Origin of the sequence: Dyadobacter sp. SG02, from assembly GCF_900109045.1 — a bacterium.
GTDB lineage: Bacteria > Bacteroidota > Bacteroidia > Cytophagales > Spirosomataceae > Dyadobacter.
In genome coordinates this window covers 70,669-96,048 of sequence record NZ_FNYL01000006.1, presented here as the reverse complement: position 1 = coordinate 96,048, position 25,380 = coordinate 70,669, and the positions used below count along the sequence as shown (strand labels likewise).

Here is a 25,380-nt window from a genome sequence, read left to right as displayed (position 1 = left end):
GCCGTCGACGGTCAAAAACCGTCACTTAAACGCCTGTATCCCCGTAATCTCCGCGCCCAAAATCAGTAAATGAATATCCTGCGTGCCCTCGTAAGTCACGACCGATTCGAGGTTCATCATGTGGCGCATAATGGGGTATTCGCCGGTAATGCCCATGGCGCCTAGGATCTGGCGGGATTCGCGTGCGGTATTCAGCGCCATTTCCACATTATTTCTCTTGGCCATTGAAATCTGCACGGTATTGGCTTTGCCAGCGTCCATGAGCTGGCCCAGCCGCCAGGCGAGGAGTTGCGCTTTGGTGATTTCCGTCAGCATTTCGGCCAGTTTCTTTTGGGTTAATTGAAATGCCCCTATCGGTTTATCGAACTGAATGCGCTCGGCAGAATACTTGACCGCTGTTTCGTAGCAATCGATCGCCGCGCCGATAGCGCCCCAGGCGATGCCATACCGTGCTTTGTCGAGGCATTGCAATGCTGCTTTCAATCCCAATGCTCCGGGTAGCATATGCGTTTCGGGAATCAATACATTGTCAAAAACCAGCTCGCCCGTCGCGCTCGCGCGCAGCGACCATTTGTTGTGGATTTCCGGGGTCGAAAAACCTTCCATTCCGCGCTCTACGATCACGCCCTGTACCCTCCCGTCTTCATTCCGCGCCCATACCACGCCTACCTGTGCATAAGGTGCATTGGATATCCACATTTTGGAGCCGTTCAGCACGTATCCGCCTTCTGTTTTCGTCAAATGCGTCTTCATACCACCCGGATTGGAACCATGGTCCGGTTCCGTCAGTCCAAAACATCCGAGCCATTCGCCGGTGGCGAGTTTAGGTAAATATTTACGTTTTTGCTCCTCTGAACCGAATGCATAAATCGGCCACATTACCAGCGAGCTCTGCACGGAAACCGTTGACCGCATACCCGAATCGCCCCGCTCGATCTCCTGGCACATCAGGCCGTAACTGGTATAATCCAGCCCGCCGCCGCCGTACTCCACCGGAATTGTAGGGCCGAAAACACCCAGTTCGCCGAATTTGGGGATTAAATGCAGGGGAAACTCCGCTTTCTGGGCAAAATCCTCGATAACAGGTTTGATCTCCCGGTCGGAAAAATCGCGCACTGCTTGTTGGATGAGGCGTTGCTCTCCGGTTAGGAGTTCGGAGATATTGAAGAAGTCGGTTTGGGTCATTTAGAAAGAATCAGGCATGTATAAGCTTGCCCTTCGCTTCTGGAATCTCGCGACCAAGTTCTTTCGCCGTTTCGATCCATTCGTCGATCACGCGCTGTGCATTGGCCAGTGCCTCGCTTTGGGTCGCTCCATCAGCCATACATCCTGGAAGCTCGGGGACTTCAACAATAAAGCATTGATCCTCTTTGCTCCAATACATGATCAATTCATATTTACTGTTCATAGCTGAAAAGGTTGTATTTTAAAACAATTGTTCTGACTTGCTTAACCTGATACGGTTTTGCTTTATTGCCCAGAGGCTGAATATTTACAATTTCCGAAATATTCCTCTTATAAAAAATTCTGTGGCTGCCAGAGCCCATTTTTTCTGTAAAGCCGAGATTCAGCAGAAGTAGCCTCAATTCTTCAAAACTAAAATTGTTATCAGACGCCTCCGACAGCAATTTCAAGATCAATTTTTCAAATTTACTCATACAAATAGTGTGTTAGTTTAGTGAATTAAATATAACATTAAAGCTTAAAAATCTTCCGCACATAAACCAAATCCTCCTTATGCGCCTGGACGCCGTCCATGGTTTTCGGCGACGTTTTTTCGAGGCATTGCTCCAAAACCAAATGCGGCTTCACACCCGCGCCGTCCAGCATCTGCACGAGTTTGGGGTAGTCGATATCGCCTTCCGTGAACGTTTCCTGCCAGATACCGCCTTTCGATTGCCGCAAATGCAGCTCGGCAATGCGCTTGCCGTACAATTTCACAACATCGAACAACGCCACCTGCGAATTGCCCGAACCTCGGTAAACCCAATGCACATCGAGGCATAGCGACACGTTTTTCGGATCGGTGGCCAGCAGCATATGGTGAAACTCGCGTGCAGCGGCGCGCAGCTCCACGTCGTGCGTGTGGTACGCGAGGGTAATGCCGCGCTTTTTGAGTTCGGCACCGAGTTTATCAAGGTTTTGAGCCTGTTCGGTCAGTTGTTCGTCGGATTTGTTTTTGTCGCTGCCCCATTGGATCGGGTTTGGGTTTGTGACAATGATTTTAGTGTCGGCAGGTTTCAATGCGTCGGCAATCGCCAGCACCGATTCGATCGATTTAGTGCCTTCCGCGGCTTCGTGCAGTGAAGTATTGACGTAAACCGAGGGCATCACCAGCCGGTGTTTTTTAAGCAGCGGCAGCAATTTCGGCACTTCATCCGCATTGTTGAATGCCGGCTCGTACGCTTTCAGACCTGTGGATGCGAACTCGGCGAGCGAAGCGTCCGGGTCCTTACCCCAATCCTTCCCGTCGCGGGCATAAAAAGTAATCCAAGAATATTGATTACATGATAATGGCAATGCGGCGGTATTTTGCCCGGCCCGGGCGGCTTCCGAAAGCACGGCTGCCCCGGCCGAAACAGCCAGCGTATTCAGGAATTGGCGGCGGGTTGTCGACATCGTTTCAAAGTTTGTTTGTGAATTAAAATAGAAAGAAACTTACACCCGATTGCTACCTTTGCGGCATTAAAGGATAAATCCCTTTCCAACCCATGCACCATACGCTCCAACTCACACTGGCGCCGGAGATCGCGCTGGACGACGACAGTTTCCGCCGTTTCGTAATCCAGAAACTGCGCCTACGCGAAAGCGATAACCCATTCATCCGCAAAACGCGGCAATCGATAGATGCCCGCAGCCGGCAGGTAAAAATTAATGTTCAGGCGGAAGTGTACGTCGGAGAAGCCCCGCCCGCATTGGCAGGCACACGCATTGTGTACCCCGACGTAAGCAAGCGCCCGCAGGCATTGATCGTCGGTTGCGGACCAGCCGGAATGTTTGCCGCATTGCGCCTGATCGAGCTCGGGATCAAGCCTGTTTTATTTGAAAGAGGGAAAGATGTGCGCACCAGACGGCGCGATCTCGCGGCGATTAACAAGGACCACCACGTCAATCCGGAATCCAATTATTGCTTCGGCGAGGGCGGCGCAGGTACGTATTCCGACGGTAAACTCTATACCCGTTCCAACAAACGCGGTGATATTCGCAGGGTGCTCGAAATATTCGTCGCACACAGCGCCAGCGAGCAGATCCTGATCGATACGCACCCGCATATCGGCACCAATAAACTACCGGTCGTAGTTTCGGAAATGCGCGAAAGCATCCTGAAAGCGGGCGGTGAAATACATTTCGACACCAAAGTCACCGACCTGATCATTCGCGATAACCGCATTGCCGGTGTAGTCACCAACGACAAGGAAGAGCATACAGGCATCGGTGTCATATTGGCGACAGGGCATTCTGCACGAGACATTTACGAATTATTGCATTCAAAAAATATCCTCATCGAAAGCAAATCCTTCGCGATGGGCGTACGGATCGAGCATCCACAAAACACCATTGACAAAATACAATACCACTGCGAAGTCGATCGCGGTCCCTATCTGCCCGCTGCCTCTTACAGCCTGGTAACCCAAACCCGCTACAAGGGCATCCAACGAGGCGTTTTCTCATTTTGCATGTGTCCCGGCGGGTTTATCGTTCCTGCTGCCACGGCTTCGGGCGAAGTGGTCGTAAATGGTATGTCGCCCTCACGGCGTGACTCCGCCTACGCGAATTCCGGCATGGTGGTGACGATTGAGGAAGCCGACCTCGCACCGTATAAAGATTACGGACCCATGGCCGGCCTGCAATTGCAACGCGAACTCGAACAAGCCGCCTGCAAACTCGCGGGAGCCACTCAGACAGCACCGGCGCAACTCGCGATGGATTTTGTCAAAGGTAAAACGTCCGCCCATTTGCGTGATACCTCTTACCAGCCCGGCCTCCAATCCGTTGATTTGTACGACGTACTTCCCGGCCACATTGCATTCCCGCTGCGCGACGCATTATCTGATTTCGGCCGTAAAATGCGCGGTTACCTCTCCGGCGACGCCCAGCTGATCGGCGTGGAAAGTCGTACTTCCTCGCCCATACGCATCCCCCGCGAGCGCGAAAGCTGCGAGCATCCTGAAATCAAAGGATTATTCCCCTGCGGCGAGGGTGCAGGCTATGCAGGAGGCATCATGTCGGCCGCCATGGATGGCGAACGGTGCGCGGAACAGCTGGTGAAGTTGTATGCGACCATTGAGGTTTAGGTTGTTAAAAATCAATTTATGTAATTAGTATATTTGCATTCATTGATTTTCAACACTTACACGACACTATATTATGCCTGAAATTTTCCGAATGTTCGGGATGAAGTTCTTTTTTTACAGCCTGGAACATTTACCCATTCACATTCACGTCAGAAATGCCGACGGCACTGCAAAATTCGAGGTAAATCCGGTGAGATTGATCGAAAGCCGTGGTATTAAACCGAAAGACCTGATGTTAGCGGAGGCATTGGTAGAACAGCATTCAGAACTGATTATTGAAAAGTGGCACGAATTTCATGGTTAACAAACTTACTATTCAAAAAGAAGCGACTATGAAAATCAGCAAAGTCTGGTTCGACGAAACCAACATATACCTGGTGCTGGATGGCGGCCAGACGATCGGCAACCCGTTGACGTGGTTCAAACGGCTTGAAAACGCTAGTCCCGAGCAGCGTCTTCGGTTCGAACTCGGCCCCCTGGGTGACAGCATCCATTGGGAAGAATTGGATGAAGATCTGAGCCTCGAAAGCTTTTTCGACTTCAAAAGAGAGCTTCATTACGCAAAGATTTAGGTTTCGTACATTAACTTAGGCGTAATGTTCTGCCACCTAACTCTTCAACGACTCAGCCAACATGGCCCCACTGGAATCATTTTCCGATTTTACCAAACAACTGACACACAAATTAACATTCCCGCTACCCGGTGAGACGGCCCACCAGGTAATGCAGGCTTCGTCCCGGCTCCGCCTCACTTTCAAACCCAATGCACGCACGCGCAAAAGTGCGGTACTCATCCTCTTTTATCCTTACCAGAACGAAATCTACTTCCCGCTGATCCTGCGCCCGGCTTACGACGGCGTGCATAGCGGACAAGTCGCATTTCCCGGTGGCCGCTACGAGCTGAGCGACGAAAACCTCATCCGGACCGCGTTGCGCGAGGCGCAGGAGGAAATCGGTTTGCGGCTTACGGACGTCCGTATCCTGGGTGCATTGACCGAGCTGTTCATTCCAGCTAGTAATTTCCATGTATTGCCGGTGGTAGCCTCCATACCCTACCGCCCTGGCTTCTACCCCGATCCTCGCGAGGTAGAAGATATTTTTGAGATCAAACTTGAAGAGATTTCTGATGTTAATATTATCGGATCGAGTGACATCCAAGTGCGTGGCGAACAGGTACATGCGCCGCATTATATGGTGCAGGGTTACAAAATCTGGGGCGCTACGGCCATGATGATCAGCGAGCTGCTGGCGGTATTGAATGCACCTCCGGCCGAACCTGAAAGCTGAGTTTTATCGCTTATTTTGCTATATTAGCAGTTAATTCAACCTGATCTTCCGGTAAACTTCACCCTGTTTCTTTCTTTTTGAATGAGCCAGTCCCCCATGAAGACCGGGAAGCGAATGGCTGATCAACTATTTCTGAATACTTAAAACCTGGTTCCTCCTGCATTTATGGACGAAAACGGAGCTACGCCCGACGTAGAAGATAGCGGATTGCATGATAAACTGCCCATTTCGGGCTTATACGAAAACTGGTTTCTTGATTATGCCTCTTATGTAATTCTGGAACGAGCCGTTCCGGCGATCGAAGACGGTCTGAAACCCGTTCAGCGGCGCATTATGCATGCGCTCAACGAAATGGACGACGGTCGCTTCAACAAGGTGGCCAACGTGGTCGGGTCCTCCATGCAGTACCACCCGCACGGCGACGCGTCGATCTATGATGCGATCGTCAACATCGGGCAGAAAGAGCTGCTTTTCGACACCCAGGGTAACTGGGGCGATATCCGCACGGGCGACGGTGCCGCGGCGGCACGTTACATCGAGGTGCGGCTTTCGCGGTTTGGCAAGGATGTCGTTTTCAATGACGACACTACCGAATGGCAGCTTTCCTATGATGGCCGGAAACGTGAACCGATCACCTTGCCGGTCAAATTTCCGCTGCTGCTCACACTCGGCGTGGAGGGCATTGCAGTAGGTTTGTCGACCAAAATACTCCCGCACAATTTCTGTGAGTTGATCGAGGCGTCGATCACGATCCTGCAAGGGAAGGACGCCACCATTTACCCCGACTTCCTTACCGGCGGTCATGTCGACGTTTCCAACTACAACGACGGCCAGCGTGGCGGAAAAGTACGGGTACGTGCCAAAATCGAGGAAGAGGACAAAAAGATGCTCGTCATCCGCGACATTCCTTTTGGTACCACCACTACTTCGCTCATCGAATCGATCATCAAGGCGAACGACGCGGGTAAGATCAAGATCAAAAAGGTGGTGGATAACACCGCGGCGGATGTGGAAATCCAGGTGCATCTGGCGCCCGGCGTTTCCCCCGATATTACGATGGACGCCTTGTACGCGTTCACGGAATGCGAGGTTTCCATTTCGCCGAATGCGTGTATCATTATTGGAGAAAAACCGCATTTCGTCGGCGTAACCGACATTTTGAAATACAATACCCAGCAAACCGTCCACCTCTTGCAGCGCGAGCTGGAAATCAAGCGGCTGGCATTGCTGGAAAAGATATTATACGGCTCGCTCGAAAAGATATTCATCGAAAACCGCATTTACCGCGACATCGAGGAATGCGAAACTTTCGAAGCCGTGATCCGCACGATCGACAAAGGTCTTGAACCTTATAAACCGCAGTTCTACCGCGAAATTACCGACGACGATATTGTAGAACTGACGGAAATCCGCATTAAACGGATCTCGAAATACGACGGCTTCAAGGCCGACGAACTGATGCGCAAATGGCAGGAAGACCTCGCCGAAACCGAGGATAACCTGGCGCACATCACGCGTTTCGCCATCGAGTATTTCAGGGAGTTGTTGAAAAAATACGGTAAAGGGAGAGGCAGAAGAACGGAAATCCGTGCATTCAACCAGATCTCGGCGAATATCGTTGCAGCCAACAATCAGAAACTGTACGTCAACCGGGCGGAAGGTTTCGTCGGGTACGGCTTGAAAAAGGACGAATATGTGATGGATTGTTCCGACATCGACGACGTGATCGTCTTCCGAGGTGATGGCCGGTGTGTAGTAACCAAATTGCAGGACAAGGTATTCGTCGGCAAAGACATTATCCACTGCGCTGTTTTCCTTAAAAATGATGAAAGGAAGGTCTATAACCTCGTGTATGTCGATGGAAAAACCGGTGTTTCTTACGCGAAACGCTTTCAGGTAACAGCCGTCACCCGCGACCGCGAGTACGACCTCACCCAGGGAACGCCGAAATCGAAGATCACCTATTTCACGGCGAACGATAATGGCGAGGCCGAGATTATTACGGTAAACCTCCAAGCGCAAAGCAAGGCGAAGGTCAAGCAGTTTGACTACAATTTCGCCGAACTATTGATCAAAAACCGGAGCGCAATGGGTAATATCCTGACCAAATACCCCGTCCGGAAACTGACCCTGAAATCGGCCGGCCGCTCGACATTGGGCGGCGTGGATATGTGGTTCGATCCGATCATCGGCCGCCTGAACCGCGACGAGCGCGGCGAATACCTCGGCAACTTCGGCCCTACCGACAATATTGTGGTTATTTACAAAGATGGAAGCTACGAGCTCACCAACTTCGACCTGACCAATCATTACGAGCCGCACGAGGTATTGCTGGTCAAGAAATTCGATACCAAGCTTCCTATTACCGCCATTTATTTTGATGGAGGCCAAAAGCAGCATTTTATCAAAAGGTTCAACATCGAGACCTCTTCGCTCGAAAAGAAATTCCTTTTCATCAGCGACGCCAAAAACAGCAAGCTGATCCTCGCCAGCACGGATATTCGTCCGAAACTGGAAATCGTTTATCCTAAAACAGCCCAAAAAGAGCAGACGGCCGAGGAATACCTCGTGGAAGAAATGGTGGATATCCGCGGCTGGCGGGCGCAGGGTAACCGCATCCCGAACGACAAGTTCAAGGATATCCGCTGGCTCGAACCGCTCGCGGTGCCCGTGGAAGAGACCGCCGAACTACCGGCAGACGACACGGTAACGGATGAAGCCACCGACGACGAAACTCCCGATGAAACGGCGACCGGCGATCCGGCGGCCGGCGCCCCGGCGAATGCTTTGACAAAAAATACTGTTAATGCGGAAGACGACGACGAAACTACCAACACTGCCGAAGAAGGGGACAGCGACGAACCAAAAAGCGAATCCAAATCTAAAAAAGAGGGCAAAAAAGGCTCGGATCCCAAAAGCCAGCTCGGACTATTCGAATAAGACCGGCAACAAAAATACCCGCCGGTTGCGTATATCAGATCTGAATGCTGCTATACGCAACCGGCAGAATTTCCAGGAATTCAAAAGGCAACGCGTGCACAGGTGAAAAAATTGATCAAAATCATATTAGCCTTATTATTTGCCTGCATGGTGTTTATCTTGCTCTGTAATTTCTGGGTAGTGTATTGTACGCGAAAATACTCCTACTTTTCCATCGAAAGCCTCCCGCCGAACGACGTTGCACTGGTGTTGGGTACCAGCAAGAAGTCCGAAAAAGGAGGCGAAAACCTTTTTTTTAAATACCGGATGGAGGCTACCGCCCGGCTTTTTAAAGAGGGAAAGATCAAATACATCATTCTGAGCGGGAATAACGACTCGCAATATTACAATGAGCCGCTGGACATGCAGCGCGCGCTCCTCAATCTGGGCATTCCCGAAAATGTAATGACGCTCGATTATGCCGGTTTCCGCACATTCGACTCGATCGTGCGCTGCAAAGAGGTCTTCAATCAGGATAATTTCACGGTCATTTCGCAGAACTTCCACAATGCCAGAGCACTATACATTGCTCATAGTGAGGGAATTAATGCAATTTCATTCGCCGCACAGGATGTTCCGGACGGCTATTCGTTCCGCACGCTCGTGCGCGAGTACCTGGCGCGCCCGAAGGCTGTGCTCGATGTTCACATCCTGCGCCCGGCAGCGGACGTGACTTCCAATATTCAAATCGGTAAAAATGAGCATGACGAATGAGACTGAGACGGAACATCGCCGCCCTGCTCCTGCTCGTAAGCCTCTTTTGCACAAAGGGCTTTTCTCAAACCAGTTTTACCATTAAAGGCCGCATTACCGACGCCTCAACGGGTGATCCCATTCCTTTCGCCAACATCGGCATCCGTGGACAACTAGGAGGGACTACCACCAATTTTGACGGTATTTACGAGCTCAAATTCACCCCGCCGGCCGATTCCGTGACCGTCACGTACGTCGGGTACACGAGCCGGAGCAAAGTCATTGTGCCAAATGTCGGTGAGCAGGTGATCGATGTCCAGCTTTCGCCCGGCACCACGCAGCTGCGCGAGGTCAAAATCCTGGCGGGTGAAAACCCTGCCTATGCGGTCATGCGCAAGATCGTGGCGCGCAAGAAAGCCAATAATGCCGACGAGTTGTCGGCCTATGAGTATCAGGCCTACAACAAGATACAGATCGATATTGATAACCTTTCGAGTGGGTTCCGGGAACGAAAGTCGGTAAAGAAAATGAACCGCGTACTTGAAAAGTTCGACGAGGTGAAGGGTGAAAACGGCGAGACGATCATCCCGATTTTTATTTCCGAGTCGGTTTCCGATGTCTTTTACCGCCGTGATCCGCAGAAGAAAAAGGAGGTTATTAATAAAACAAAAGTCTCGGGCGTGGGGCTTACGGACGGCAGCGTAGTATCCCAGCTGATCGGCTCCACATTCCAGCAATATAATTTTTATAACAACTGGCTGAATATCCTGCAAAAGGACTTCGTTTCGCCCATTTCTGACAACTGGAAGCTTTATTACGAGTATTTCCTGGCCGACAGCGCCGACAATGGCGCGGGCTATGATTACCACATCGAATTTGAACCGAGACAGAAGCAGGACCTCGCATTTACCGGCTCGCTGTGGGTCGACGGGCAGACATTCGCATTGACGCAGATCGACGTCAGCGTAGACAAGCAGGCCAACCTCAACTACATCGACCGCATTAAAATCCAGCAATCGTACGAATTATCGGACGATGAAAAGAACTGGCTGCCACACAAAACCCGCGTGCTGATCGACGTCGCCGAGCCAACACCGCAAGCCGCCGGGATGCTGCTGAAATTCTATTCCGCTCAATCCAAATACAAAATCAATGCGCCACGTGAGAACCGTTTTTACGACACGGCCATTGAACTGGCTGAAAATTACCGCGATCACGATTCGACTTTCTGGGCCAAAAGCCGCCCGGAAGATCTCAGCCCGACCGAAAAGCTGACTTTCGAGCTGATCGATTCGCTGAAAGCCCTGCCGGTGGTGAAAACCTACACCGAGCTGCTCAACATTTTTGTCAACGGCTACAAGAGGATTGACAAATGGAACATCGATGTAGGCCCTTATTTGTTTCTGTATGCCAACAATAAGGTAGAGGGCCATCGCTTCCGCCTCGGCTTCCGGACCGATCCGGGTTTTAGCAAGAAATGGATTTTCAGCGGTTATGGCGCTTATGGCACCCGTGACCACGATTTCAAATACGGCGGCGGGCTCGATTACATTATCAGCAGAAAGCCGTGGACAATGGCGGGCATTTCGTATTCGAAAGACCTTGAAAGGCTGGGCCTATCCCCCGACGCAATCGGTCCGAGCACGATTTTCGGGGCATTATCCCGGTTCGGGGCATTCAGGCGGCCTTACTGGCAGCAGGATATTTCGGCCTATTTCAAAAGGGAAGTCGTGAAAGGCCTTACCGGCAGCGTGCAGCTCCGTCACCGCACTTTCGATCCGCTTTTTGCATTCACCTACCGTACCGATCCCGCCGCAGGTGATGCTTCGCCCGTGAAAAGTGCATTTGACATTACCGAAGTCAATTTTGAAGCCAGGCTGGCCCAAAAGGAGACGTTTCTTTTGAACGACAATGAGCGCATCAGCATGGGTACCGGCAATTCGCCTGCATTTACGCTGCGCTACACGCATGGTTTCAGGCATTTGCTGGGAGGGGATTTTAATTACAATAAATTCTCCTTCAATATCCGGCAGAGCTTTCGCGCGGGGGTGATCGGGCGTACCTATTATAACATCACGTTCGGCTATATTCCGTCCACACTACCCTACCCGCTGCTCTACACGCCGCTTGGGAACGAATCATTCTTTTATGTGGAAAATGCCTATAACCTGATGCGCTATTTCGAGTTTGTCAGCGACCGGTACTTTGCCTTGCGCATGGAGCACAATTTTGAAGGATTTATCTTAAACCGGATACCAGCGATCAAAAAACTGAAACTAAGAATGCTGGCTACGGGCAGGCTGTTCTACGGAAGTATCAGCCATTCCAATGAGACGCTTACCACCACCACCGACGAATCGGGCAAGCAGATACTGGCATTCAACCAGTTAAATTCAAAACCTTACATCGAACTCGGCTACGGGATCGATAACATCTTCCGCACCGGCCGCGTCGATTTCATTCATCGGCTTACCTACCTCGATAACCCGAATGTGACGCCGTTTGCCGTGAAGATTTCTTTCTGGTTTAAATTATAATGCAGCTTAAATGCTTTTGAGATCTTTGGAAGCGTAAGTCAAATGCACTTCCTGGCCGATTTCGAGATCGGGTTTGTTCCGGTAAAAGGATAACTGCTCCTTACCTTTTGTACAACGGATTTCCCAATGGTTGCCGTGAAAGCGCATCGCTTCCACCCTGCCTGCCCAACGGCTTTTGTCCGGGTTGCGCGTGGGTTTGATCTTTTCCGGACGAATGTAAAACTGCTTTTTGTGCTTATCGCCGGCGAGCCAGTTGATATCACCGGTAAGCTCGGCAACATAGGCATTTGCGGGGTTGTTGTACACTTCCTGCGGCGTCCCGATCTGGATAATGCGGCCGTCGCGCAGCACCGCAATCCTATCCGACCACGCGAGCGCTTCCGCAGCTTCGTGCGTGACGAATATGCAGCTCATTTTTTGTTGCCTGCGCAGGCGCTCGATCGCGTCCGCGAGTACGCGGCGGTTATGGTTGTCCAAATGCGCAAATGGCTCGTCGAGCAGCAGCACATCGGGCATTTCGGCGATAGCCTTCGCAATGGCCGTACGTTGTTTCTCGCCGCCGGAAAGCAATTTGGCCTTGCGGTCTTTGACGTTTTTCAATGCGGTCGTTTCCAGTAGCTCCGCTACCTTTTCGAGGCGGTAATCGGGCTCGTAGAAGCGCAGGGAATAGGCGATATTCTCTTCGACCGTCTGGTTGGGGAACAATTCGAACTCCTGGTGAATGAGCCGGATCGCCTCGTGCCCGGGCATCAGCTCGCTCGCGACCGGTTTCAGCAATTGCCCTTTAAAAAAAACATCACCTTGCTCCGCATCCAGGAAGCGTCCCAGAATGCGTAGCAAGGTGCTTTTCCCCGACCCGCTTTCGCCCAGGATACCCAGCCACTCGCCCGGCGCGAGGTCGATATCAACACCGGAAAGGACTGTGTCGTTACCAAATGCTTTGGTAATCTGCTGCGCACGCAGGGTCGGTCGGGACTGTTTCATGCTCAGGCCCAGGTAATTTTATCTTCGATCTTGCCGTTGCGACGCATAGGGACCGCCGATCCGTCGTGATAACCGAGGTAATAAAGGCCGAGGCATTTCTGGTCTTCGGGAAGTTCAAGGTACTCGCCGAGCTCTTTCAGTACCGCGGGGCTGCTCCAATACGAGCCGATGCCGTACGCGGTGGCCGTCAGCCACATATTCTGTACCGCACAAGCCACTGCCGCCGTTTCCTCCCATTCAGGCAGGTCGTTCGGGTGAAGTTCCACGTTGATCGCGATTACGCAGGCCGATTTCAGGATTTTTTCGCCGGCAGCCTCGTAGCGCGCCTGCGAGAATGATTCCGCAGGGGTATTGTTGCGGTAACGCTCCATGAAGAAGCTGGCCAGATGCTGTAATTTCTCCTCGCCCCTGAACACGATGAACCGCCATGGCTCGGTACGCTTGTGGGTAGGCGCGTAATGCGCGTTTTCGAGGATGTTGTCGAGTACTTCCTGTGGGATCTCTTTCTGGATGTAATTCGGTGGAAAAATGGCCCGGCGGGTGCGGATGATATGGTTTATAGTTTCTACTGTCTGTTCCATTACAATTTGTTTTACTACTTAAAATTTGGTCAAAGGGCAAAACTAACGATTATACCCAAAATTTACCCCGAACTCGTGCTACTTTGCCGCTAAACCATTATTTTCAGCCTCCTTCTTGACAAAACCCGTAATTTGGCCGGTCAAAAATCAACACCAATCAAAACCTGAAATCGCATGCTTGTTACTACTACCCCGAATATCGAAGGTAAAAGAATCACTAAGTATATCGGACTGGTGAATGGTGAAGCCATTATCGGGGCCAACTTCGTCAAGGATTTCCTCGCAGGCATACGCGACGTCGTGGGCGGGCGCTCGGGCTCGTACGAGCAGGGGCTGCGCGAGGCCAAAAGCATTGCTATCCGCGAGATGATGGAGCAGGCACAGCGCCTCGGCGCCAATGCGGTAATCGGCGTGGATATCGACCTCGAAACGATCGGAAACGGCAGCTCGATGCTCATGGTGAGCGCCAACGGCACTGCGGTGTGCTACGAATAGCACCCGGTGCATCGTGTCGGGTACCATAGCAACACCCGACACGCGCGGTATTTAAAATACGCCTCGGGCGATCTGCGACACGTTATCGGACTTGCCCATTGTGTAAAAATGGAGCACAGGTACACCATAAGCCAGCAGCTCCTTGCATTGCTGAATGCCCCATTCAATGCCTACCTGACGCACTTCCTTGTCGGTAGCGCATTTTTCTACTTCTTTGACCAGCTCCTGCGGGAATTCCAGGTGGAATATGTCCGCCAGCACTGTCAGTTGTTTTTTGGTTGATAAGGGTTTCAAACCAGGGATAATAGGCACGGTAATGCCTTCCGCGCGGCAGCGCTCCACAAAGCTGAAATACTTCTGGTTATCAAAAAACATCTGCGTCACGATATAATTGGCGCCCAGCTCGATCTTCTTTTTCAAAGCCGCATAATCCGAATCGAACGAGGCTGCGTCGAAATGTTTTTCAGGATAACCTGCCACACCGATGCAAAAGTCGGTCGGCGACATTTGGGTTTCCGCATTGAGCAGGATGCCCTTATTCATATTATCCACCTGCGTGACCAGCTCCGACGCGTAGGTATGCCCACCCGGTTTCGGCCTGAAAACGCCTGCCGATTTTTCCGGGTCGCCGCGCAGCACGAGCACATTATCGATGCCCAGGTAATGCAGGTCGATAAGCACGTCTTCGGTTTCGTCTTTGGTAAATCCCCCGCAGATCACGTGCGGAACCGCGTCCACTTTAAACCGCTCCATGATACGGGCGCATATGCCCACGGTACCCGGGCGCTTGCGGATCGGGATGCGTTCGATGGTACCATCCGGGCCGACCCTGTCGATCAGCTCTTCGCGGTGATACGTCACATCTACAAAAGGGGGATTGAATTCCATCAAAGGTTCAATGGAGTTTAGCAGCTCATTGATATTCTGCCCTTTCAGCGGGGGAATGATCTCGATCGAGAACAAAGCTTTCCCTTCTGCCCGGCTGATGTACTCGGTAACTTTGGTCATTACAAATGCGGTGGTGTGTTGTAAACGAGTACAAAGAAAGCAAAAAAATGGCCTACCGCATTACAGTAGGCCATTCCACGTAAACCCTCCTCTATCAGTGTTCGTCAAAAATGTTAATTGGGTTGCTGACAGGGCGTCAGTCCCAAAGCAACAATTTGCTTGACTGAATACTAATAACTAAAATTCTGTGCCAAATTAGGAAAGAAAGCGTTTACGAGCAATTTATATCAAACTTTTTTTATCGAAATGTAGATTAGTTACTACAATTTTCGCCTTGAATGCTGTTTTGAGCACGCATTAACACATTTTGCGGTTACATGCGGTGTTTATTAATTCAACACTTTTGGGAAACGATTCCCCAAAAGGTCGCACTTTTTGTAGTTTCTACGAATTTAGCCTGGTCATCTCGATATGTTCGATGTCATCTTCGCGGTAAACCTCCCCCGACTGCCTGAAACCGAACGACTCATAGAACCTTTTGAGATACAGCTGCGCGCCGATGCGTATCGGCACTTTACCGTACAATTCTTCCAGCTTTTGAATAGAAACATTGAGCAGTTCGATACCGTAACCCGTACCCCGGCCTCCTGGCGAAACAACGATCCGGCCGATCGCCGGATATTCGTACGACAAACCCGGCGGCACGATGCGGGCGAAAGCCATGAGCTCGTCGCCAAGGTAACCTGAAAGATGATGGCTTCGCTGGTCCTTGTTATCTGCATCGAGATAACAGCAGCGCTGTTCGAGTACGAAAACCTCACTGCGTAACCGTAGTATGGCATAGAGCTCGGTTGTAGTCAGTTCGTCGAATGTTTGGAAGCGCCAGTCGAGTTGATAATCCATGAAAATAGATGGCAAAAGAATTTATTTTATCTGATATTGACCGTTTTTATAAATTTGCGGCACAATTGACAATACCAAGGTACCAACATTAAAATAACTAATAATACATTATAAGTATGGGAAGGGCTTTTGAATACAGAAAGGCACGGATGTTCAAGCGGTGGGACAAGATGGCCAAAACGTTCACCAGGATTGGTAAGGAGATCGTTCTTGCCGTGAAAAACGGTACAGCCGATCCGGCCACCAACTCCAAACTCCGGGTACTCCTGCAAAACGCCAAAGCGGTGAATATGCCCAAAGAGACTGTCGAAAGGGCTATCAAACGGGCAAGTTCGAAAGATCAGGAGGATTATAAGGAAATGGTATACGAAGGCTACGGCCCGCATGGTATCGCCATTCTCGTGGAAAGTACTACGGATAACCCTACCCGTACCGTGGCGAACGTGAGAAGCTACTTCAACAAGCTCGGAGGAAGCCTGGGTACAATGGGCATGCTCGACTTTATCTTCGACCGCAAATGCATTTTCAAAATCAAGAACACCGGTAAGGATATCGAAGAGCTGGAATTTGAACTGATCGACGTAGGCGGCGAAGAGGTATTCCTCGACGAAGAGACCAACCTGATCAACATTTACGGCGAGTTCTCTGCCTTTGGTGCATTACAGCATTATTTCGAAGAAAATGGCTACGAGATCGTCGAAGCGGATTTCGAACGCATTCCGAACGATACCAAGACATTGAGCGACGAACAGGTTGCAGAAGTAGAGAAACTGATCGAGAAGATCGAGGAAGACGACGACGTGGTACGCGTGTTCCACAACATGGCTTAATGCAGCGCCACAATCCGGTGTTGTTTTTTCATAAACTCAAAAAAAGTCCCGGGCTCTTTTCCTAACAGCGAAGCACCCACGGGCGACGAAGATGAGACTGCTATGACGGTCTCATTTTCTATTTTAACAGCTCCCAAACTCACGGCGATGAAGAACCAGCCCGCCGTGGTTTCCAGCAGCGAACCTACGGCACTGCGCGTTGGCGCGTCGCCTTCACCGATTTTTTCGAGGATGAGCCGTTCCTGGCGCGCCTGCTCATACTGACGGGCGTGCATATTGCGGTCGAGCTGGCCCATCGATCGCGACGTTTCATATTTATCGCCCATCGAACTTTTCCCCTGATCGTTTGCTGATTCCTGCGCCGCCTCCATAGCGGCCCACGCCACCTGCATGCGCTCGTCGAGGAGTGCCTTCACGTGTGCGATCACCGTTGCCTTATCCATTGTCAAAAGTATTTGCAGCCTGCCGGCAGTATTGCCTAAGACTGCAAATTAACACTGATTTATTCGAAAATTCCCTTCGGATTTTCTCATTGACCGCTTCCTTATTATCTTTGCCAAACTTTCTTGAATACAAACAATGACACAACTTTCGGTCCGGCACTTACTTGGAATCAAAAACCTGAACGAGAACGACATTCAAACTATCTTAGATACAGCGACTCAGTTCAAAGAAGTCATTAACCGGCCCATCAAGAAAGTCCCTTCCCTTCGCGACATTACCATTGCCAACGTATTTTTTGAAAACTCCACCCGCACGAGGCTGTCTTTTGAGCTGGCGGAAAAAAGGCTTTCTGCCGATGTGGTGAATTTTTCGGCGTCCGGCAGTTCCGTTAAAAAAGGAGAAACATTACTCGACACGGTCAATAATATCCTCGCCATGAAAGTGGATATGATCGTGATGCGCCATAGCAGCCCAGGCGCGCCGCATTACCTGTCCACGCGCATCCCCGCAAACGTCGTGAATGCAGGCGACGGCACGCATGAGCACCCTACGCAGGCGCTGCTGGATGCGTTTTCGATGCGCGAAAAGCTGGGTGATCTGGCAGGCAGGAAAATTGCGATCATCGGCGACATTACCCACTCCCGCGTGGCATTGTCCAACATATTCTGTCTGCAAAAACTCGGCGCGGAGGTAATGGTATGCGGACCGTCCACCCTGATCCCCAAACACTTGGGAGAACTTGGCGTCAAAATCGGGCATAATGTAAAAGAAGCCTTGCAATGGTGCGACGTAGCCAACGTACTGCGTATACAGTTGGAGCGGCAGCAGATCAAATATTTCCCGTCGTTGCGTGAGTACTCGCTATATTATGGCATTAACAAGGCGATGCTCGATGAGCTGGACAAAGAAATCGTGCTCATGCACCCGGGCCCGATCAACCGCGGCGTGGAGCTTTCGTCCGATGCGGCAGATTCACAACATTCAATCATCCTGAACCAGGTAGAAAACGGGGTGGCCGTGCGCATGGCGGTACTCTATCTGCTGGCCCAGCAATAACCTGCTGATCAGCATCTTACTTCTTTTCGCTTTCTTCCGAGAAGTCCCTTATCCCACACTTTCTGAATGTAGTCGGGCGCGAAAGGTACTTTGCATTCGGTATTTCCCATATTGACCTTAACCTTCCCGATCCTTTTGCCCACTTCCATGGCCTTCTCTGCAAGCGGAGGATAATAGGCCCCGACCGCGATCACAAAGCCATTCATCACATAACGTACCTGATTTTGTGCCGAATGGACTTCGCGCTCTACGCGATCGAGTAGCTGATCGATCTCCTCTTTGTCGAGCTGATCATCCGGCGTCAATGCCAGAATGCCGCCCCAGGTCGCCCAGCCTGCATCGGCCGTCAGTTCATCCTCGGATTCGATCCATTTCCGGGCCATTTCAAATTTATATGGGCTTTCGGCGGCATTCCAGGCCACGGTATACTCGCTGATCATATGCCACGACGCCCCTTTAAGCCATTCATCGAGCACCTCCGGCGTCATCAATGCGGGTTTCGACATCAGCCCAGCCAGGTACATGGCATCCGAATTGCCCGTTTTAAACAATTCGAGCGCCAGTTTGTGGTCGTTTTTATGCCTTTTCAGGATCGGTTTCATATCGCCGATCCGCACGCCGTAAATGGGTTCCACCGCACCGTGGTTCTTCATCGTTTTGAGTGTTTGCTCGGTGCCCAGCATTGCCAGCTCATTCATTATTTCCTTTACCTGATCCATTTCCGCGCGATTTGTTTTTCATGGAAAATATAATGTTTTTAAAGAAAAATTTACTTTTCATCCCCATCTAAAAATACATTCATCATGAGCTACAATGAAGGCATGCTGCGCGATGGTGCGCTCGAAAACCGGACGATCATCGTCACCGGGGGCGGTACGGGGCTCGGAAAATCGATGGCTGCCTATTTTCTCCGTCTGGGCGCGAACGTGGTCATTTGCAGCCGGAAAGCCGATGTTCTCGAAAAAACGACGGCAGAACTTCGGGAGACGACAGGCGGCAAAATTAGCTATGTGGAATGCGACGTGAGGAAAACCGAGCAAATCGAAAACGTGATCGCCAAAGCCGTTGAAGCATTCGGGCGGGTCGATGGACTCGTGAATAACTCCGCAGGGAATTTCATCAGCCCTACCGAGCGACTTTCGTATAAAGCCGTCGATACGGTCGTCGACATTGTGCTGCGCGGCACCTATTATTTCACACTCGCTTTGGGCAAATACTGGATTGAAAACCATATCAAAGGCTCTGTACTCAACATCGTGACCACCTACGCCACCACCGGCTCGGGCTGGGTAGTACCGTCGGCCATGGCCAAATCGGGCGTGCTGACCATGACGAAGTCGCTCGCATTTGAATGGGCACGGCATGGTATCCGCCTCAATGCGATCGCCCCCGGCCCGTTTCCGACGAAAGGCGCCTGGGACCGCCTGTTTCCGGAAGAACTTGCTACGAAATTTGCATTCGAAAACCGCATTCCGCTCGCGCGCACGGGCGACCACCAGGAACTGGCCAATCTGGCCGCTTATCTGATCTCCGACTTCTCGGCCTACATGACGGGCGAAATAATCACACTCGACGGCGGCGAAGTACTGGCAGGCGGGCAATTCAATTTCCTGAAAGAAGTAACTGATAGTCAATGGGATGCTATCGAGGAACAGATCAAATCGGCCACCCGTGGCGGCAAGAGTCCGGAATAAAAATTTTATTACCGTTTTATTGGGTAATTTTGCCCGTTCATTCGTTATTTGACAAACGATGAATACACGTACATGAGAACAAATCTTCGCTTTTGTATTTATATAATGTCTATTTTGGTGATGGCCGGGTGCGCATCATCGAATAAGCCTATGAAGCAGATCCCGGAGGCCCAGGTCCGGCCTACGGAGGTGCAGCAGGCATCGGCCCCGGTCAATGAGGAGCTGTCGCTGGTGGCTATTCAAAGCAAATATTTGTTGAAAGACACTACTCAGACATCTGTATTCCTGTATGTGGATGCCTTCAAGGGCAAAAATGCGATCAGTGTAGCTGATTTCGTAAAGCTCTATAATCTCAACTACGTCATCTATTCCGATTACGGAACACGCGAGCGCCTCGGCTACGGCAATGTGAAGCTCGACTCGACTAACGTTTCCCGCCTCGGCGACAAGATCGTCATTTCGTATGACTTGAAAAGCCCCAACCGTGACTATGGCGTATTGCTCAGCGAGATCAGCCAGACCGGCACCCTGAAAAAAGTATTGAACGACCTCACGATCCGTTTCAAAAAACTGGCTGTGAACCAGATGTACGGTGTATACGCCGGCACCTCTACCCAGCCGTTACAAAGGCACTACATAAGCTCAACCGAGCAGTTTACGATCAAAAAAGCAGGCGAGAATACCGATCAACTGCATGTTTACTATTACAACCACGACTTCGAACCGGCGGGATCGCCGATGAACATCGCGCCAAAAACTGGTAGCAAGTCGCTCGAAGTGGATAGCACCTTTATGATCAGTGCCAACCAGCCATTGCAGTTCACGAAGGAAGGTCTTTACAACGTTTTCGCAGATACTACCCAATCCGAAGGGCTCGGGATTCTCGTCGTTAACGAACGTTTTCCGAAGGTTACCCGTCCGCAGTTACTGCTCGGGCCGTTGCTTTACATGAGTACTAACAACGAGATCAACGAGATCAAGAAGGCTGAGGATTATAAAAAAGCATTGGATAAATACTGGCTGACACTCATGAACGGTAATGCGCCGCTTGCCCAGCAATCAATTCGCTCGTTCTACGGAAGGGTCGAAGAGGCCAACCAGCTTTTCACGACCTATAAAGAGGGCTGGAAAACCGATAAAGGAATGATTTACATCGTATTGGGCCCGCCTGACAAAGTACAGCGCAGCAAGGACCGCGAAGTATGGACCTACGATCACAGAGGCAACGCCCAAAACGTCAATTTTACATTTAATAGAAGAAACAATCAATTTGTGGATGATCATTATGAACTGGTTCGCTATGCCGAATACCAGCCGATTTGGTATCCAGTAGTAGAAGCATGGAGAAACGGAAGTATACGGTAAGAAAACCAGCCCCCAGACAGTCCCAGGCCGACATGGTTTTTGGTACGCAGTCGGTACTCGAAACCCTTCGTTCGGGCAAAGAAATCGAAAGGTTATTTATTCAGCGCGAGTTTGGTCTCGCGGAAATTGAAAAGCTCGCCAAAGAATTAGGCGTTCCCTATCAGCGTGTTCCGGTTGAAAAACTGAACCGGGTAACCCGCAAAAACCACCAGGGTGTCATCGCATTTGTATCGCCGATCCAGTACATGCCTCTGCACAATGTGCTTACGCAGGTGTACGAAGAAGGCAAAACCCCGCTCCTGCTGCTGCTCGACCGCGTTACCGACGTCCGTAACTTCGGAGCCATCGCGCGTACGGCCGAATGCGCAGGCGTGCAGGCGATCATCGTCCCTACCAAAGGCGGCGCGCAAATCAATGCCGACGCGATGAAAACCTCATCCGGCGCATTGAATTTTCTGCCCATATGCCGCGAACCAAACCTTTGGGAAACACTTATGTACCTCAGAAATAGCGGTTTGCAAATAATAGCTTGTACAGAAAAAACAGATAAATCGCTCTACGACATCGACTTCACCATTCCCACAGTCATCATCATGGGTTCTGAGGAAGACGGTATTTCCAAAGAGTTCATCGACCTGGCAGATAGCGGAGCGAGAATCCCGCTCGCCGGGCAAGTGGAATCGCTGAATGTTTCCGTAGCGAGTTCTATTGTGTTGTATGAGGCTGTGCGGCAGCGGATAAAAATCTGATAAAGATTTTGTTTTCACCCCAAACATAACTATATTTGTTTAACACCTGAACCGGCATTGGATTGCAACTCCTCTAAGCACGTCGGGTGTTTTTTTATTCTAGCTGATCCCAGTGCAATGTTTCAGTAATAGAATATAGAAAATGTTGCTTTTGGACAGTCATCTGAATATTGAAATAGGCGGTTTTCCCGCCTATTTCTGTTTTAAAATAATGATATCCAAGAACGTGAGGCTTGGGATGTGTTTGAAAAGTAGTAAAGCCAAGATAAGTGGCGCATGCCAATGCCTCTTCCAGGCCGCTGATCAGCAAATTGATTTTATCCGCATATGGGTTAAAAGGTTGATTAATGCATTCCTTCATGCCGGCCATGTTAAACCTGATTTCCGCATCAAGCTCCTTCCGGTAAATGCCGACACCTTGTACTACCAAATCCAACCTTGTACGTTCCTTAGCTAGTCGCCGGAGAGTTTTCAAATCCATCTGTAAGTCCAATTGTTGATGAAACTATACAGAGGAACTATTGAGTAAATGCAGTTAATGCAGCGATCTAAGTTACAAACTTAATCCAACAAGCTCACTCCTGCCGGAAGCTCTTCATAATCCAGCCTCCACCTATCACATCATCGCCTTCATAAAACACCGCGGCCTGTCCCGGTGCGATGCCGTTGACACCGTCGTGGAAGCGGGCTACGATCTGATCGGGGCCGGTTTGTTCGATGATCGCCGGGGTGCCGTCGTGTTTGTAGCGAACTTTGGTGACGGTTTCGAGCGGTTTTTCGATCGATGCGTATTTTTGAAGGTTCAATTTACTCACATTCATGCCGTCGCGGAAAAGATCGGGCATGTCGCCGAGTACAACTTCATTGGTATCTTTCCTGATTTCAGTCACGAAAACGGGGCGACCTAATGCAATGCCAAGGCCTTTGCGTTGGCCCACCGTGTAGAACGGGTAGCCTTCATGCTTTCCTACCACGGTACCATCGGCGTACACAAAGTTTCCGCCTGCTACTTCCGCTTCCAGCCCCGGAATGCGCCTTTTCAGGAAGCCGCGGTAGTCGTTATCGGGCACGAAGCAGATTTCGTAGCTTTCCGATTTGTTTACCAAATCAATAAAGCCCCTCTCACGGGCCATTTCGCGGATTTCGGATTTATGCAAATAGCCTAATGGCAGCTTGGTACGGGCCAGGCTTTCCTGCGACACGCCCCAAAGCACGTAACTTTGGTCCTTCCAGGCATCGATACCTTTGGATACATAATGGCGGCCGTTGTTGAATTGCATGTTGGCATAATGCCCCGTGGCGATAAACTCACAATCGAGCCTGTCGGCACGGCGGAGCAATGCGTCCCATTTGATGTGCGTATTACAAAGCACACACGGGTTGGGTGTGCGGCCTTCGAGGTATTCACCCGTGAAATGGTCGATCACGTAATCGCCGAATTCCGCGCGGATGTCGAGAATATAATGTGGAAAACCGAGCTCCACCGCGATATTGCGGGCGTCGTTGATAGAATCCAGCGAACAACAGCCGGTCTCTTTTTTGGTACCGCCGCTGCTGGCGTAATCCCAGGTTTTCATGGTCATTCCAATGACCTCATAACCTTGTTCGTGGAGAAGGACAGCCGCGAGAGAGCTGTCGATGCCGCCGCTCATAGCGACAAGAATGCGTCCGTGTTTACTCATTGTAATCTGCCGAAGGTTGAATGCCTTCCGATTTTGGTTAGAATTGAAAAAGAACCAACGCCACTGAACGAGCGTCGGTTCCGTATTGCGGGTGCAAATTTACGATTAATATCTCAGCATTACCTTATGATCAGTCGTTATTGACTACAACTTTAATCACATCCCGTCCTACTTCGAGGAAGTAGAGGTCGTTGGGCAGCTTACTCACGTCAACAGTCGTATTGGGCAATATCTTTGATTCCATGAGCGAAACGCCCTGTTTATTCATGAGCCGGTACGATTTCTGCCCCACGCCATTCCCTATAACCAGCTGTCCGCGGACCGGGTTCGGATACACGTAAGCGGGCTCATCGATCGACGGCTTTCCGCCTACCGATATGATGCGCGAATAATTGAAGGCACCGTCCCAGTCGATTTGCTTCAACCGATAGTAGGCTTTGTCGATTTTCTGAAAATCTGTAAAAGAATAGCCCGTACTTCGCTTCGAATCGGTATTCCCCGCGACAAAGCCTATTTCAGTAAAATGCATGAGATTATCGATCCGTTCCACTGCGAATCCTTTGTTGTTAGCCTCCCACGTGGTATTCCAGACAAGCTTGTTCCCCTCGGGCGTGGCCATGCCGCTGAAACTCGCCAGGTAAACCGGTAATGCAGTCTGACATTCGGTCGTAGCCAAAATAGCCGCTCTTGAATTACAGCCAACCTGGTTGTCCGAGAAAGCAGCCGGGTTCGTCGGGTCGTCGAGGTAAATGCATATACTTTTCACATTACAATTATTGAGAAAGGGAGAATTGCTAATGGAAAGGTCCGAAAACGTGGTGGCATCGACATTATCGATACCCGAGAGCGTCGACAAGAATTCGTTATTGTAAATATCGATCTTGCCGCCGATGCTTTTCAATGCCTGCAAGCCATTCAGGCTCGACAGGCTAGACGTGTTGGCAATCACCAGATCGCCGCCGATGGATTCCAGGCTGGTGAGGCCCGCCAGCGACAATACACCTGGATTGTGGACTTCGAACGTCCCGCCAATGCTTTCCAGTGCCCCGAGCCCGTTAAAATTACTAACTGCCGAAAATGCTTCGAATGGTCCTACGATGGTTGTCAGAGACGTAAGACCGCTGAAATTCAGGCTTGAATTGAAAAGGGAAAGTTGACCGACCGATGTCAGGTTTTCCAGCCCGGCCGTACTGGCTACCGGATTATCCGATACATATAACCACCCTTGCAGAGAGGTAATGCCGCTCAGCCCTGTAAAACTGGTCATGGAAGTATTTTCACGCAAGCTAAGCGAGCCCAGCTTAGTGAGTAGCGGCAACCCGCTGAAATTCGTGATCGCGGTATTCCATACCGTGAGTTGTCCTGAGATTTCCGTCAATGCCGATAACCCCGTCAGGGAAGTCAGGGAAGGGCAAAGGCTAAGATTGAGGCCGCCGCTGATCTTCGTAAGCGCCCCGAGGCCCGTCAGGTTCGTGAGCGGGACCTCATATATAAACATCGACCCGCCGATAGACGTCACTCCGGATAATCCGTTGAGATTCGTTATGGTAGCCCCCGTGACTGTTATATCGCCAAGCACTTGTGTGCATCCCGGAAAATTAGTCGTAAAACTGTTGATTTCCGCCTGCGTTGAAAACGTCAATCCGCCCGCCCCGCAAGTCTGCGCTTTCGCGCCTGCGGTAATGACGGCAAGACAGAATAGAAGTAGTAAGTTTTTCATGGATTGGTCAAGTTAAGGTGAAGAATATTGACCGAATGGCTGATTTTAGTTACAAATTAAAGAAAAATGCAACTATTTCATAATTAGCCACTAAACTCTACAATTTGATCAAACGCCCCCCTTTGAGCCGAATAAATC

General features: G+C 50.6%; 26 protein-coding genes. 13 read left to right on the top strand and 13 right to left on the bottom strand.

Annotated elements, in window-relative coordinates; all coding sequences use genetic code 11:
- Nucleotides 1–21: 21 nt before the first annotated feature.
- Genes BMW93_RS15765 through BMW93_RS15750 form a run of 4 tightly spaced genes read right to left on the bottom strand, consistent with a single transcriptional unit; the run spans nt 22 to nt 2,619 of the window.
- On the bottom strand, nt 22–1,185 hold the full coding sequence (locus BMW93_RS15765) for an acyl-CoA dehydrogenase family protein (RefSeq protein WP_090377955.1): 1,164 nt from the start codon (nt 1,183–1,185) through the stop codon (nt 22–24).
- A 10-nt stretch (nt 1,186–1,195) separates the two neighbouring features.
- Nucleotides 1,196–1,408, bottom strand: coding sequence for a type II toxin-antitoxin system HicB family antitoxin (locus BMW93_RS15760; RefSeq protein WP_090377953.1), 213 nt, complete (start codon nt 1,406–1,408; stop codon nt 1,196–1,198).
- Entirely contained in the window at nt 1,398–1,658 is a 261-nt protein-coding gene (locus BMW93_RS15755) for a type II toxin-antitoxin system HicA family toxin (protein WP_090377950.1), read from the bottom strand. Before BMW93_RS15755 ends, BMW93_RS15760 begins: the two co-directional genes overlap by 11 nt.
- 37 nt (nt 1,659–1,695) lie before the next feature.
- Complete coding sequence (locus BMW93_RS15750) at nt 1,696–2,619, bottom strand: sugar phosphate isomerase/epimerase (protein ID WP_090377947.1); 924 nt, start codon at nt 2,617–2,619, stop codon at nt 1,696–1,698.
- A 92-nt stretch (nt 2,620–2,711) separates the two neighbouring features.
- Between BMW93_RS15750 and BMW93_RS15745 the strand changes: the two genes are divergently transcribed.
- From BMW93_RS15745 to BMW93_RS15715, 7 genes are all read left to right on the top strand, one after another.
- Complete coding sequence (locus tag BMW93_RS15745) at nt 2,712–4,295, top strand: NAD(P)/FAD-dependent oxidoreductase (RefSeq protein WP_090377944.1); 1,584 nt, start codon at nt 2,712–2,714, stop codon at nt 4,293–4,295.
- 73 nt (nt 4,296–4,368) lie between these two features.
- Nucleotides 4,369–4,599, top strand: a complete 231-nt coding sequence (locus BMW93_RS15740) for a DUF4160 domain-containing protein (protein ID WP_229240483.1) — start codon at nt 4,369–4,371, stop codon at nt 4,597–4,599.
- A gap of 28 nt (nt 4,600–4,627) precedes the next feature.
- Complete coding sequence (locus BMW93_RS15735) at nt 4,628–4,867, top strand: DUF2442 domain-containing protein (protein ID WP_090378826.1); 240 nt, start codon at nt 4,628–4,630, stop codon at nt 4,865–4,867.
- Between the two features lie 61 nt (nt 4,868–4,928).
- Nucleotides 4,929–5,582 carry a CoA pyrophosphatase gene (locus BMW93_RS15730; RefSeq protein ID WP_090377938.1) on the top strand — a complete coding sequence of 218 codons (654 nt, stop codon included), beginning with the start codon at nt 4,929–4,931 and terminating at the stop codon, nt 5,580–5,582.
- Nucleotides 5,583–5,747: 165 nt separating this feature from the next.
- A complete protein-coding gene (locus BMW93_RS15725; RefSeq protein ID WP_090377935.1) occupies nt 5,748–8,522 on the top strand; it encodes a DNA gyrase/topoisomerase IV subunit A in 2,775 nt (924 codons plus the stop codon).
- Nucleotides 8,523–8,669: 147 nt separating this feature from the next.
- On the top strand, nt 8,670–9,275 hold the full coding sequence (locus BMW93_RS15720; protein WP_090378823.1) for a vancomycin high temperature exclusion protein: 606 nt from the start codon (nt 8,670–8,672) through the stop codon (nt 9,273–9,275).
- Nucleotides 9,272–11,791 carry a DUF5686 and carboxypeptidase-like regulatory domain-containing protein gene (locus BMW93_RS15715; protein ID WP_090377932.1) on the top strand — a complete coding sequence of 840 codons (2,520 nt, stop codon included), beginning with the start codon at nt 9,272–9,274 and terminating at the stop codon, nt 11,789–11,791. The genes BMW93_RS15720 and BMW93_RS15715 overlap by 4 nt, the downstream gene beginning before the upstream one ends.
- A 6-nt stretch (nt 11,792–11,797) precedes the next feature.
- Here BMW93_RS15715 and BMW93_RS15710 read toward each other — a convergent pair whose 3' ends face one another.
- Together BMW93_RS15710 and BMW93_RS15705 are read right to left on the bottom strand one after the other, a co-directional pair.
- Nucleotides 11,798–12,775: an ABC transporter ATP-binding protein gene (locus BMW93_RS15710; protein ID WP_090377928.1), complete on the bottom strand. Its 978-nt coding sequence runs from the start codon at nt 12,773–12,775 to the stop codon at nt 11,798–11,800.
- A gap of 2 nt (nt 12,776–12,777) precedes the next feature.
- Complete coding sequence (locus BMW93_RS15705) at nt 12,778–13,356, bottom strand: nitroreductase (protein WP_090377925.1); 579 nt, start codon at nt 13,354–13,356, stop codon at nt 12,778–12,780.
- Between the two features lie 174 nt (nt 13,357–13,530).
- On the opposite strand from BMW93_RS15705, the gene BMW93_RS15700 reads away from it, so the two are divergent.
- Complete coding sequence (locus BMW93_RS15700) at nt 13,531–13,851, top strand: heavy metal-binding domain-containing protein (protein WP_090377922.1); 321 nt, start codon at nt 13,531–13,533, stop codon at nt 13,849–13,851.
- A gap of 51 nt (nt 13,852–13,902) precedes the next feature.
- Here the strand turns inward: BMW93_RS15700 and metF are convergent, their stop codons facing one another.
- Nucleotides 13,903–14,859 (bottom strand): methylenetetrahydrofolate reductase [NAD(P)H], encoded by a 957-nt coding sequence (metF, locus tag BMW93_RS15695; RefSeq protein ID WP_090377919.1) that lies wholly within the window; start codon nt 14,857–14,859, stop codon nt 13,903–13,905.
- A 384-nt stretch (nt 14,860–15,243) separates the two neighbouring features.
- Nucleotides 15,244–15,702, bottom strand: a complete 459-nt coding sequence (locus tag BMW93_RS15690) for a GNAT family N-acetyltransferase (protein ID WP_090377915.1) — start codon at nt 15,700–15,702, stop codon at nt 15,244–15,246.
- A 116-nt stretch (nt 15,703–15,818) separates the two neighbouring features.
- Here BMW93_RS15690 and BMW93_RS15685 point away from each other — a divergent pair, with 116 nt between their 5' ends.
- Nucleotides 15,819–16,532 carry a YebC/PmpR family DNA-binding transcriptional regulator gene (locus BMW93_RS15685; RefSeq protein ID WP_090377912.1) on the top strand — a complete coding sequence of 238 codons (714 nt, stop codon included), beginning with the start codon at nt 15,819–15,821 and terminating at the stop codon, nt 16,530–16,532.
- Here BMW93_RS15685 and BMW93_RS15680 read toward each other — a convergent pair.
- Nucleotides 16,529–16,975, bottom strand: a complete 447-nt coding sequence (locus tag BMW93_RS15680) for a transcription elongation factor (RefSeq protein WP_090377909.1) — start codon at nt 16,973–16,975, stop codon at nt 16,529–16,531. The genes BMW93_RS15685 and BMW93_RS15680 overlap by 4 nt on opposite strands.
- 136 nt (nt 16,976–17,111) lie before the next feature.
- Here BMW93_RS15680 and BMW93_RS15675 point away from each other — a divergent pair, with 136 nt between their 5' ends.
- On the top strand, nt 17,112–18,032 hold the full coding sequence (locus BMW93_RS15675; RefSeq protein WP_090377905.1) for an aspartate carbamoyltransferase catalytic subunit: 921 nt from the start codon (nt 17,112–17,114) through the stop codon (nt 18,030–18,032).
- An 8-nt stretch (nt 18,033–18,040) separates the two neighbouring features.
- Here BMW93_RS15675 and BMW93_RS15670 read toward each other — a convergent pair whose 3' ends face one another.
- The gene (locus BMW93_RS15670; protein WP_090377903.1) at nt 18,041–18,751 is read right to left on the bottom strand and encodes a DNA alkylation repair protein; all 711 of its coding nucleotides are present in this window, start codon (nt 18,749–18,751) and stop codon (nt 18,041–18,043) included.
- 84 nt (nt 18,752–18,835) lie between these two features.
- Here BMW93_RS15670 and BMW93_RS15665 point away from each other — a divergent pair, with 84 nt between their 5' ends.
- The 3 genes from BMW93_RS15665 to rlmB all read left to right on the top strand — a co-directional run bounded on the left by BMW93_RS15665 (nt 18,836) and on the right by rlmB (nt 21,840).
- Complete coding sequence (locus tag BMW93_RS15665) at nt 18,836–19,726, top strand: SDR family oxidoreductase (protein WP_090377900.1); 891 nt, start codon at nt 18,836–18,838, stop codon at nt 19,724–19,726.
- A gap of 150 nt (nt 19,727–19,876) precedes the next feature.
- The gene (locus BMW93_RS15660; protein WP_090378820.1) at nt 19,877–21,091 is read left to right on the top strand and encodes a GWxTD domain-containing protein; all 1,215 of its coding nucleotides are present in this window, start codon (nt 19,877–19,879) and stop codon (nt 21,089–21,091) included.
- Complete coding sequence (gene rlmB / locus BMW93_RS15655) at nt 21,067–21,840, top strand: 23S rRNA (guanosine(2251)-2'-O)-methyltransferase RlmB (RefSeq protein ID WP_090377897.1); 774 nt, start codon at nt 21,067–21,069, stop codon at nt 21,838–21,840. The genes BMW93_RS15660 and rlmB overlap by 25 nt, the downstream gene beginning before the upstream one ends.
- Nucleotides 21,841–21,934: 94 nt before the next feature.
- On the opposite strand, the gene BMW93_RS15650 is transcribed toward rlmB, so the two are convergent.
- The 3 genes from BMW93_RS15650 to BMW93_RS15640 all read right to left on the bottom strand — a co-directional run bounded on the left by BMW93_RS15650 (nt 21,935) and on the right by BMW93_RS15640 (nt 25,242).
- Nucleotides 21,935–22,321, bottom strand: a complete 387-nt coding sequence (locus BMW93_RS15650; protein WP_143061661.1) for a hypothetical protein — start codon at nt 22,319–22,321, stop codon at nt 21,935–21,937.
- A 94-nt stretch (nt 22,322–22,415) separates the two neighbouring features.
- A complete protein-coding gene (mnmA, locus tag BMW93_RS15645; protein ID WP_090377891.1) occupies nt 22,416–23,522 on the bottom strand; it encodes a tRNA 2-thiouridine(34) synthase MnmA in 1,107 nt (368 codons plus the stop codon).
- Between the two features lie 130 nt (nt 23,523–23,652).
- Nucleotides 23,653–25,242, bottom strand: a complete 1,590-nt coding sequence (locus BMW93_RS15640) for a T9SS type A sorting domain-containing protein (RefSeq protein ID WP_090377888.1) — start codon at nt 25,240–25,242, stop codon at nt 23,653–23,655.
- Nucleotides 25,243–25,380 lie beyond the last annotated feature (138 nt).

Coding starts and splice junctions, on each gene's coding strand:
- BMW93_RS15765 (WP_090377955.1), bottom strand. CDS start 1,185: ATGACCCAAACCGACTTCTTCAATATCTCCGAACTCCTAACCGGAGAG.
- BMW93_RS15760 (WP_090377953.1), bottom strand. CDS start 1,408: ATGAACAGTAAATATGAATTGATCATGTATTGGAGCAAAGAGGATCAA.
- BMW93_RS15755 (WP_090377950.1), bottom strand. CDS start 1,658: ATGAGTAAATTTGAAAAATTGATCTTGAAATTGCTGTCGGAGGCGTCT.
- BMW93_RS15750 (WP_090377947.1), bottom strand. CDS start 2,619: ATGTCGACAACCCGCCGCCAATTCCTGAATACGCTGGCTGTTTCGGCC.
- BMW93_RS15745 (WP_090377944.1), top strand. CDS start 2,712: ATGCACCATACGCTCCAACTCACACTGGCGCCGGAGATCGCGCTGGAC.
- BMW93_RS15740 (WP_229240483.1), top strand. CDS start 4,369: ATGCCTGAAATTTTCCGAATGTTCGGGATGAAGTTCTTTTTTTACAGC.
- BMW93_RS15735 (WP_090378826.1), top strand. CDS start 4,628: ATGAAAATCAGCAAAGTCTGGTTCGACGAAACCAACATATACCTGGTG.
- BMW93_RS15730 (WP_090377938.1), top strand. CDS start 4,929: ATGGCCCCACTGGAATCATTTTCCGATTTTACCAAACAACTGACACAC.
- BMW93_RS15725 (WP_090377935.1), top strand. CDS start 5,748: ATGGACGAAAACGGAGCTACGCCCGACGTAGAAGATAGCGGATTGCAT.
- BMW93_RS15720 (WP_090378823.1), top strand. CDS start 8,670: ATGGTGTTTATCTTGCTCTGTAATTTCTGGGTAGTGTATTGTACGCGA.
- BMW93_RS15715 (WP_090377932.1), top strand. CDS start 9,272: ATGAGACTGAGACGGAACATCGCCGCCCTGCTCCTGCTCGTAAGCCTC.
- BMW93_RS15710 (WP_090377928.1), bottom strand. CDS start 12,775: ATGAAACAGTCCCGACCGACCCTGCGTGCGCAGCAGATTACCAAAGCA.
- BMW93_RS15705 (WP_090377925.1), bottom strand. CDS start 13,356: ATGGAACAGACAGTAGAAACTATAAACCATATCATCCGCACCCGCCGG.
- BMW93_RS15700 (WP_090377922.1), top strand. CDS start 13,531: ATGCTTGTTACTACTACCCCGAATATCGAAGGTAAAAGAATCACTAAG.
- metF (WP_090377919.1), bottom strand. CDS start 14,859: ATGACCAAAGTTACCGAGTACATCAGCCGGGCAGAAGGGAAAGCTTTG.
- BMW93_RS15690 (WP_090377915.1), bottom strand. CDS start 15,702: ATGGATTATCAACTCGACTGGCGCTTCCAAACATTCGACGAACTGACT.
- BMW93_RS15685 (WP_090377912.1), top strand. CDS start 15,819: ATGGGAAGGGCTTTTGAATACAGAAAGGCACGGATGTTCAAGCGGTGG.
- BMW93_RS15680 (WP_090377909.1), bottom strand. CDS start 16,975: ATGGATAAGGCAACGGTGATCGCACACGTGAAGGCACTCCTCGACGAG.
- BMW93_RS15675 (WP_090377905.1), top strand. CDS start 17,112: ATGACACAACTTTCGGTCCGGCACTTACTTGGAATCAAAAACCTGAAC.
- BMW93_RS15670 (WP_090377903.1), bottom strand. CDS start 18,751: ATGGATCAGGTAAAGGAAATAATGAATGAGCTGGCAATGCTGGGCACC.
- BMW93_RS15665 (WP_090377900.1), top strand. CDS start 18,836: ATGAGCTACAATGAAGGCATGCTGCGCGATGGTGCGCTCGAAAACCGG.
- BMW93_RS15660 (WP_090378820.1), top strand. CDS start 19,877: ATGAAGCAGATCCCGGAGGCCCAGGTCCGGCCTACGGAGGTGCAGCAG.
- rlmB (WP_090377897.1), top strand. CDS start 21,067: ATGGAGAAACGGAAGTATACGGTAAGAAAACCAGCCCCCAGACAGTCC.
- BMW93_RS15650 (WP_143061661.1), bottom strand. CDS start 22,321: ATGGATTTGAAAACTCTCCGGCGACTAGCTAAGGAACGTACAAGGTTG.
- mnmA (WP_090377891.1), bottom strand. CDS start 23,522: ATGAGTAAACACGGACGCATTCTTGTCGCTATGAGCGGCGGCATCGAC.
- BMW93_RS15640 (WP_090377888.1), bottom strand. CDS start 25,242: ATGAAAAACTTACTACTTCTATTCTGTCTTGCCGTCATTACCGCAGGC.